Origin of the sequence: Cohnella sp. CFH 77786 (assembly GCF_019400745.1) — a bacterium.
Taxonomy (GTDB): Bacteria; Bacillota; Bacilli; order Paenibacillales; family Paenibacillaceae; genus Cohnella.
On record NZ_WJIB01000033.1, the window covers coordinates 1 to 7,650 of the forward strand.

The 7,650-nt window shown below is 42.2% G+C and carries 9 protein-coding genes and 2 pseudogenes; 3 read left to right on the top strand and 8 right to left on the bottom strand.

Features of this window, described 5'->3' with window-relative positions; genetic code table 11:
• Positions 1 to 230 precede the first annotated feature (230 nt).
• From GE107_RS26080 to GE107_RS26095, 4 genes are all read right to left on the bottom strand, one after another.
• Positions 231 to 623, bottom strand: a complete 393-nt coding sequence (locus GE107_RS26080; protein ID WP_219644630.1) for a VOC family protein — start codon at positions 621 to 623, stop codon at positions 231 to 233.
• A gap of 146 nt (positions 624 to 769) precedes the next feature.
• On the bottom strand, positions 770 to 1,303 hold the full coding sequence (locus GE107_RS26085; RefSeq protein ID WP_255570883.1) for a GNAT family N-acetyltransferase: 534 nt from the start codon (positions 1,301 to 1,303) through the stop codon (positions 770 to 772).
• 296 nt (positions 1,304 to 1,599) lie between these two features.
• Positions 1,600 to 2,109, bottom strand: coding sequence for a GNAT family N-acetyltransferase (locus GE107_RS26090; RefSeq protein ID WP_219644631.1), 510 nt, complete (start codon positions 2,107 to 2,109; stop codon positions 1,600 to 1,602).
• A gap of 817 nt (positions 2,110 to 2,926) precedes the next feature.
• Entirely contained in the window at positions 2,927 to 3,277 is a 351-nt protein-coding gene (locus GE107_RS26095; RefSeq protein WP_219644632.1) for a hypothetical protein, read from the bottom strand.
• A 211-nt stretch (positions 3,278 to 3,488) separates the two neighbouring features.
• On the opposite strand from GE107_RS26095, the gene GE107_RS26100 reads away from it, so the two are divergent.
• Positions 3,489 to 3,674, top strand: a complete 186-nt coding sequence (locus tag GE107_RS26100; RefSeq protein ID WP_219644633.1) for a hypothetical protein — start codon at positions 3,489 to 3,491, stop codon at positions 3,672 to 3,674.
• Here the strand turns inward: GE107_RS26100 and GE107_RS26105 are convergent.
• Complete coding sequence (locus GE107_RS26105) at positions 3,661 to 4,524, bottom strand: helix-turn-helix transcriptional regulator (protein WP_219644634.1); 864 nt, start codon at positions 4,522 to 4,524, stop codon at positions 3,661 to 3,663. The two genes, GE107_RS26100 and GE107_RS26105, sit on opposite strands and share 14 nt — an antisense overlap.
• Positions 4,525 to 4,691: 167 nt before the next feature.
• Between GE107_RS26105 and GE107_RS26110 the strand changes: the two genes are divergently transcribed.
• Together GE107_RS26110 and GE107_RS26115 are read left to right on the top strand one after the other, a co-directional pair.
• Positions 4,692 to 5,156, top strand: a complete 465-nt coding sequence (locus tag GE107_RS26110) for a DinB family protein (RefSeq protein WP_219644635.1) — start codon at positions 4,692 to 4,694, stop codon at positions 5,154 to 5,156.
• 4 nt (positions 5,157 to 5,160) lie between these two features.
• Positions 5,161 to 5,577, top strand: a complete 417-nt coding sequence (locus GE107_RS26115; protein ID WP_219644636.1) for a hypothetical protein — start codon at positions 5,161 to 5,163, stop codon at positions 5,575 to 5,577.
• A gap of 278 nt (positions 5,578 to 5,855) precedes the next feature.
• On the opposite strand, the pseudogene GE107_RS26120 reads toward GE107_RS26115, so the two are convergent.
• The 3 genes and pseudogenes from GE107_RS26120 to GE107_RS26130 form a co-directional block, all read right to left on the bottom strand.
• Positions 5,856 to 6,328 (bottom strand): annotated as a pseudogene (locus GE107_RS26120) (IS66 family transposase); the annotation flags it as partial.
• A gap of 63 nt (positions 6,329 to 6,391) precedes the next feature.
• Positions 6,392 to 6,826, bottom strand: a pseudogene (locus GE107_RS26125) (HAD-IIIA family hydrolase); the annotation flags it as partial.
• Positions 6,827 to 7,087: 261 nt separating this feature from the next.
• A complete protein-coding gene (locus GE107_RS26130) occupies positions 7,088 to 7,339 on the bottom strand; it encodes a hypothetical protein (RefSeq protein WP_219644637.1) in 252 nt (83 codons plus the stop codon).
• Positions 7,340 to 7,650: the final 311 nt, after the last annotated feature.

The window sequence follows — 7,650 nt, forward strand, 5'->3', positions numbered from 1 at the left end:
AGATGCTTCTCCAGCTATCCGTTTTCTATCCGGATCGGATCGGCCCGCATTTGCCTTGAGAGCTAATCTCCCCCTCGGGGGAGATTCTCAATAGATGAGTTTACACAAAATTATTGACAGACCCGATCTCTTCCTCGGATTCAACAACATCGTGAAAATGGAGCATCTTTTCTCACCTTTTTATTTGACGTCTATGTTGTCAATTCCAATTCTTTTGTAGTAATCCAATGTTATCTTGAAGTAGGCGCGACAATTTCCACTTTTATCCTGTCGGGATCTTCGAAGAACACAGCATAATGTAATGATCCTCCCGCATATGGATGTCTGTCCTTATATAATATTGGGACGCCATTACTTTCTAGTTGATATGTGATTTTATTTACTTGCTCTCTTGAGCTAGCATGGAATGCAAGATGATTCATTCCTACTCTTTTTCTGTGATATGGAATATCCAAATATTTATCTTCTGTTTGAACCAAGACAATATATGTATTTCCACTAATCCAACTTATCCCATATTCCCATTCTTGATATATAGAGTAACCAAGCTCATTAAAAATCGGACCCCAGAATTCAATACTTCTTTTTAGATTTGAAACATTCAGTTCTATGTGATGAAGCATATATGCCTCCAGAACGTTTTTGACTGTTGTTTCGGATCCACTTCCTCGAAGTCCCCCGGCGGACCGAGCAGACGAATGGCTGCGATGCGTGAATTCTATTTTTAACTGATGCCGCTGCTTCTTCGAAAAAAAATACTCTCTATATATCATTCAATCTTCATGAGGAACCCTGTTTTCAAGCCTTTTTTAAATCCGACATTCTCATAAAAATGATGTACTTCTTCTCTGTTTTGTCCTGTCATTAACATGACCTTATAACAATTGAATTCCTTAGCTATTTCTATTGCCTTGTTTAACACAATTCTCCCTAGCCCTTTTCTTCTATATTCCTTATGTGTTACTACATTCTCGATGAGTCCATAAGGTCTTGCACTTCTTGTTAAGTTCTTCAAAATGTTCAAAACACAAGAGGAGATCAGTTCGCCGTTCAGCTCTATTACAATGATCTTCATGTATTTATCACTTAAAATATCATTCCATAGCTCTTCAAGTTCATTATTAAACTGCAGTTCAGGATCTTGCTCATGTAAATGCTTGTACAACTGAAGTAATTTGGGCAGGTCTTGTCTCTGTACCAAACGGGCAGATATCTCTGACATTGTTACACCTCTGTTGACAAAAAAAGATGGAATACTCTTTCGACTTGACGCGTGTAACTGGGTTTTCCCGATATCTTCCATAGACATGAGACTCCAGACGACTCAGAGAGAAAGGACGGATGCGAATGGCGTGGCAGACGGCGATATTTCGGCCAGAAGAAGCTGCTGAAGGACGCATGCGATCGAACGACCGCCGTCATAGCTCACACCGCGCGTTAAGTCCGAAGAGCCGGCCGCGACGCGGTTAGGTTCGCAAGGTTGTCCGCCCGAATCGACTTCCTTGAAATCCCTCGGGCGAGCCGAGGGCGGCAAAAGCCGACCCGATTCGTGAATACGGTGTTTATGTTAAGTCCTTCCTTCTTGAAATGCCAACAAAATCACCGATGATATTCATTCTTCAATATTCCCATTATTATTAATGACTCGTAAATATCGTCCTTCTTAATACATTCTCGTAATATCCCTTCTATTTTAAAACCGGCAGACTCATAGACATGTTTTGCTCTATCATTATGTTCTTTTACATCTAGCCATAACCGATGGGCTTCTAAAACATTGAATACAAAATCTTGAATTAGTTTTACGGATTCTTTTCCATATCCTTTGCCTTTTTCGCCAATGTTTATTCTTACCAATTCAATGCAACTATTCTGATTTAATATACCCGCAAGAATGATGTATCCAATTTTTCGTTTTTCATTGTTTTCAATTGTAATATGTAAGTGATCCTCACTGTTAATCGTTTGAATATGTTTATCCCTTGTCCATGTAAAGATGTACTCCCTGCTTTCAGGATCTTGTTCAGTTGAAGTTATAAAATCGATGTCATCCTCCGTAGTTCTTCTGAAATGAATCATACTTGATGAAATCAATTTTTTAGAGGTCATAAGCGAGATCCTTTCTATTTTTTTGTTTTAGCATCCACATAACGTCTATCGTATTCACGAACCCGAGAACCTTAAGGCTCCGATCCGGAGGAGCCGGCCGCGACGCGGTTAGGTTCGCAGGGTTGTCCGACCGACCATCTCCATCGAAATGCCTCGAGCGGACCAAGGAGCCGTAAGGTTCCGCAGCGTGAATGCGATGTTGGTGAAGTCCTTGCCACCCTGCGTTATTAAATATGAATTAGAGTGGGTTAAAATCTTGTTCTATAGAAATCATGTACAAAAAAATTACTACTAAAAATGTAGCTAAAATTGCCAATAGGCAACCAATAAGCCCCTGAGTAATCCAATTTACTTTATTAACAATGAAAAGCCCTATTGGAATGTAAATCGATAACGATATGACCGAATAACAAAAAATGTTTATTAATAAATTTGATCCACCATCACTTCTGCCCAGTCCAAGAAGGTTTACGGGAGTCTCACCAAACAATCGATCAAAGAAAATAAAGCATAATACATAGATCAAAACAATTGTAATGAAACCAAAGTTTCTTCTAATCAATTGTAATTACACCCATTTCAAAAAAAATCAGATGATTTATTGTGCTCCGGAGGAGCCGGCCGCGATGCGGCTAGTCGGTGCGGGGTTGTAAGCCTGGATCAACTCCTTCGAAATGCCTCGAGCGCAGGCACTCGGTTGCGATGCGTGAATGCGATGTTATCGGAAGTTTAGTTCATCTTAGTGATGCCATCAAATAATGAAATTTTAGAAAAATGTTCATTCCAGAATTCAGGTAGCCCTATGTAATCCCGATGGTTAACCAATGAACACTACAACTTCATCATTTGTGAACACTTCTATTAATTTAACTATGAGAAAATCAATTCTTCTCTTCATATAATTATATTCATCTTTATCTAAATTAGTCTCAGCCCATTTTTTTAATATTTCTAACTCTTCTATGAGATGAGAAAGGTCTTTTTTAGTAAGATCTAATCCAGGATTAAATAAAGAAATTAATTGTAGATTTAATTCTTTGATGGCTGGGACCCAACAACTCTGAAAAAAAGCCTCCGTTGAAACGGGGACATAGAATTGTATATCTTTAGGCTCAATGATAATTGATGCTACAGACAACACAATCACCTTTTTTTGTTGGTTTGGCATAACGTCTCTCGTATTCACGAACTGGAGAACCTTAAGGTCACGAAGTGACCGGCCGGGACGCGGTTAGGTTTGCAAGGTTGTTCGCCTGACTCCACTCCCCTGAAATGCCTCGGGCGGACCGAGCAGCCCAGCCTGCGTAAGCGCCAAATAGAGCACACCTGTTCATAGGAAGAAAATCCTTCCACAATGAATCCATCACACGAGTGAGGGGATGGATGACGTGTTGGAAGAGACGTTGCAGGAAGTACGGACCAAACATATTGCAGCCTATCAGGAAAGCGGGCAATTGCGGCGGTCTGTCTCATTCATAATTTCTTCTCAGTTGCTCGATTTTTTGCCGCATCATATTAACAACAAAATCGGGTTTCACAATAACGGCATCCTCACCATAGCCTAAAAAAAAAATTAACCGCCCAAGATAGATAGGGAGGATCAATGGAAGTTTGGATCATTCCAGTCCCGTCCGGCAAAACCGTCACATCCGAAGACAGCCAAATATCGGACTGACAACGCTTCACTCCTCTTGCAGTAAGTTTCACCTCCAAATCAATGGCGTGTTTTTTCTGCTGGTATGCAAACCATTCCGATAATGTATATGATTGCAAATCTTTAAGACAAGTCTGGTCATCCTTTGTACGCGCCACTGTTATACGGTCAATCCGAAACAAGCGGTACTCATTGCTTTTAAAGCAAAAAGACGGTGCATACCATAAACCGTTAGCAGAATAAACTCCAACCACTTGTATATCACGGTCGCTTATGCCGGATTCAGAATCATAGGTTATGCTTATAACATGCTGTTCCAGCGCCGCCTCCAGAATCGTTTTCAAAAAGGGGGTGGAAATGGGATGGTTGGGTATTTTGAATAGAAATCTATTTTTCAAATTGTCAATTTTCACTTTTGCTTCACTCGGCAGGTAGTGGTAAAACTTTTTTAACACGGAAATGGAAGATGCTTCAAAAGGTAAATCCGCATACTGCTCCAATGAATGATAAGCAAAAAACATGGCAATAGCCTCGTCTTCGGTAAAACGAATCGGTGGGAGCGTTTTTTCCCGTAGCACCTGGTAGCCTCCGGCAGCGCCAACTTCAGAATAAAGAGGTACTCCAAGCTCGGAAAGCTCTTGCAGGTCGCGTATCATCGTCCGCTTAGAAACGCCGAATTCCTCCGCCAATTCCTTGACAGTAAACTTTCTTTTGGTGTTAACCACCATAAACAATTCAATTAACCGTTTGGATTTAGACATGTCACGACACCTATATATGTCTCTTTTTCAAATGATGACGGAATCTGTCACTATTCAATGTTACCTTGAAAGCATTACGGCATACGATCAATATATCGTAAGATGGCTCCTCAAACAATATAAGGAGCAGGACCGTAAATGAATAACATGATAGGAGGCAGGAAGCGATGATTGAACAATTATTGGAAACATGGAGCATTCACAACCGCATTAACTTGTTTTTATTGGAATCTATTCCTTCCGAGGCGCTGGAAATTTCACCTCCTGGCGGTAAAGGCCGGGGAATCGGTGAACAATTCTTTCATTTGCACAAGGTACGGCTTATGTGGTTTAAAGAGGCGGCTCCGGCGTTACTGGAAGGTTTGGAGGAGTTGGAGAAAGAGGATGCAGGAAGCATGACCAAGCTGGCACAATGTTTAATTGACTCAGGGGAAAGAGTCGAACAGTTGCTTCGGATCGGATTGAATGAAAACAAAATCAAGGGCTTTAAGCCTCATCCTGTTGCGTTCCTTGGATATCTCATCTCTCATGAATCCCACCATCGCGGACAAATCGCTTTGTTGGCCAAGCAGTTGGGCTTTCCTCTGAATAAAAAAACTGCATATGGAATGTGGGAGTGGGGAGTGAGATAAACCAATGGCCGGTTACTCTACAAAATCGTTAGCTGCGAAATTGGGAATTAAGGATAATTTCTCAATCTATGTTGAAAATGCTCCGATTAACTATTTGACAGATCTGGGTGAATTGCCTATAGGGGTTGAAATATTTGGGGAGTTGGAAGAAAAGTTTGATTTTATGCATATTTTTTCTACTGATTTTGACCTTTTAGCTGTGCGGCTTCCCAGACTGATCCCCTATCTTTCTTCGGAAGGAATGCTGTGGATTTCCTGGCCAAAAGGCTCTTCGAAAGTTGAGACCAGCTTAAATGGTAATCTTGTGCGACATTTGGGTCAAAGCAACGGGTTGGTCGATGTCAAAGTATGCGCTGTTGATGACTTTTGGTCTGGGCACAAATTTGTTTACCGTAAAGAAGTTCGAAAAACGAAAACATAAAATCCGCAAGTCGAACATAATACATCACGATAAAAGCGCAGCCAATTGGCTGCGCCTGTTCTATTTTGTGCCTTATCACCGATGCAGATTGCAGCGGTAGATTCATTCAGACCCCGTGCTCGTCGACGCTGCAATTCCTTCGACGCTTTCTCATTCGTTCCCTGCACGCGGTAATGAACCCTGTCCTCATCGCTGCCAGCGTGCGCTCTCCCAGCTGAGTTGCCCCCCTTTTCATTTCTTTTAGCTGTAAATCGGGTAATGACGTATGTCCAAGCGCACGGTAACGTAGTTGACCATGGAAGTAACTTGTTCAAGACTTTTGGATCCTTCGGATCAGCCAACTGAGGCAGCTTCTCAAACAGGTAGGACAAGTAGTAAAAAGGGTGAAGGCCGTTCTCTTTGGCGGTTTCCACGATGCTGTAGATCACCGCACTGACCTTGGCCCCGCGGGGCGTGTTGGAGAACATCCAGTTTTTCCGACCAATGACGAACGGCTTTATGGAGCGTTCGCTTCGATTGTTGTCGAGCTCGAGCCGTCCGTCCAGCAGAAAGGCCGTCAACTTCACCCACTGGTTCAGACAATACCCAATCGCCTCCCCGAGTTTACTCTTGGGAAGGGCTCGACCACTCTGCTTTTGGAGCCATGCTGAAAAAGCATCCAACACCGGCTGGCTGTTCTTCGATCTGGCGTTATACCGTTTTTCCGGAGTAGAGTCCTTCAACTTCCGCTCAATGGCAACAGGCGGTTACAAATTATATCCTGGGCTATGTAATCCGGGGAAACATTCTCCCAAGTATGCTTATATTGTTTCAAGGATGACTTGCCCCATCCAGTTAGCACCAAAATCTTAATCGCTCCAACTTCATGAGCTGCAATCATGTCTGTATTTCCGGAATCACCAACTACTATGCATTTCTTTAGATCCAAATAATAATCCTGTGCTGCTTGAATAAGCATTCCTGTCTTAGGTTTTCTACAGTTACAATCTTCTTCATTTCCGTGAGGACAAATATAGGAATCATCAAAACCAAATTGTTCAAATTGGCTTCTAAAGTCTTCAATGGTAGCCTGTCCTCTTGCAATTCTATGCTGATTCGTTAGAGCGAAAACTTTAAACCCTTCTAACTTAAGTTTATTAATCGCCTCTTGAGCTAAGGGGTATAATTCAAAATCTCTAGGATGGATAAAATGACCCGTCCCTCCAATCGTACCATCCGATCGAGAAATACTGCCTGGATTCTGGTCAATTGGTCCACTCCTTAGAGTTACTTACTTTTATGAATTTGTAGAGATTTCACACAACGTCTCTCGTAATCACGAACCCGGGAACCTTAAGCCCCCAACGGGGGTGGCCGCGACGCGGTTAGGTTCGCAGGGTTGTCCGCCTGACCCAGCTTCCTTAAAAGGCCTCTGGCGGACCGAGCAGCCGTGAGGCTGCGACGCGTGAATACGATGTTGGTGCCTTCTTCGAATTACTTAAAAAATGTGTTTTCCGTTAATTCAAGAAGTTTATAGTTTATCTCTATCTTTTGGAAATCCATATGCCAGCAATAGAAACCCAATAAACAAAAAGGACCAGACAAAAAAATTATCAAAAAATCCCGGATATTCTAGTTTAAAATTTGTATTTGTACCATGCGAAGCATACCCTGCTTGAATTAATGCAAATGAAATACTTGCAACACATCTTTCAATGGTATATATGACTCCTGCTGTAATCATAAAAATTGTTCCAATTCTTTTATATGTGTTATTCCCCATATTTTTGATTCCTTTCTTCTTAAAGATTTTTTATAAGCACCAATGTCATATAACTCTCTCGTATTCACGAACCCGAGAACCTTAAGCCCCTACGGGGCGGCCGCGACGCGGTTAGGTTCGCAGGGTTGTCCGCCTGAATCACTTCCTCGAAATTCCTCGGGCGGACCGAGCAGCCGTAAGGCTGGATGCGTGAATACGATGTTGGTATATTAAGCTCGTCCCAGTGAGTCGGGGATGAGCTTTTCTTTTATACTGAGAGAATCGCCACCGGGTCAAAAACGAATGCGCTGTTGGGACTCTTAGATCTCTTC

What these genes read in the sequence shown, in the direction of transcription:
- GE107_RS26080 (WP_219644630.1), bottom strand. Translation starts at nt 623, where the DNA reads ATGCTTCATCACATAGAACTGAATGTTTCAAATCTAAAAAGAAGTATT.
- GE107_RS26085 (WP_255570883.1), bottom strand. Translation starts at nt 1,303, where the DNA reads ATGGAAGATATCGGGAAAACCCAGTTACACGCGTCAAGTCGAAAGAGT.
- GE107_RS26090 (WP_219644631.1), bottom strand. Translation starts at nt 2,109, where the DNA reads ATGACCTCTAAAAAATTGATTTCATCAAGTATGATTCATTTCAGAAGA.
- GE107_RS26095 (WP_219644632.1), bottom strand. Translation starts at nt 3,277, where the DNA reads ATGCCAAACCAACAAAAAAAGGTGATTGTGTTGTCTGTAGCATCAATT.
- GE107_RS26100 (WP_219644633.1), top strand. Translation starts at nt 3,489, where the DNA reads ATGGATGACGTGTTGGAAGAGACGTTGCAGGAAGTACGGACCAAACAT.
- GE107_RS26105 (WP_219644634.1), bottom strand. Translation starts at nt 4,524, where the DNA reads ATGTCTAAATCCAAACGGTTAATTGAATTGTTTATGGTGGTTAACACC.
- GE107_RS26110 (WP_219644635.1), top strand. Translation starts at nt 4,692, where the DNA reads ATGATTGAACAATTATTGGAAACATGGAGCATTCACAACCGCATTAAC.
- GE107_RS26115 (WP_219644636.1), top strand. Translation starts at nt 5,161, where the DNA reads ATGGCCGGTTACTCTACAAAATCGTTAGCTGCGAAATTGGGAATTAAG.
- GE107_RS26130 (WP_219644637.1), bottom strand. Translation starts at nt 7,339, where the DNA reads ATGGGGAATAACACATATAAAAGAATTGGAACAATTTTTATGATTACA.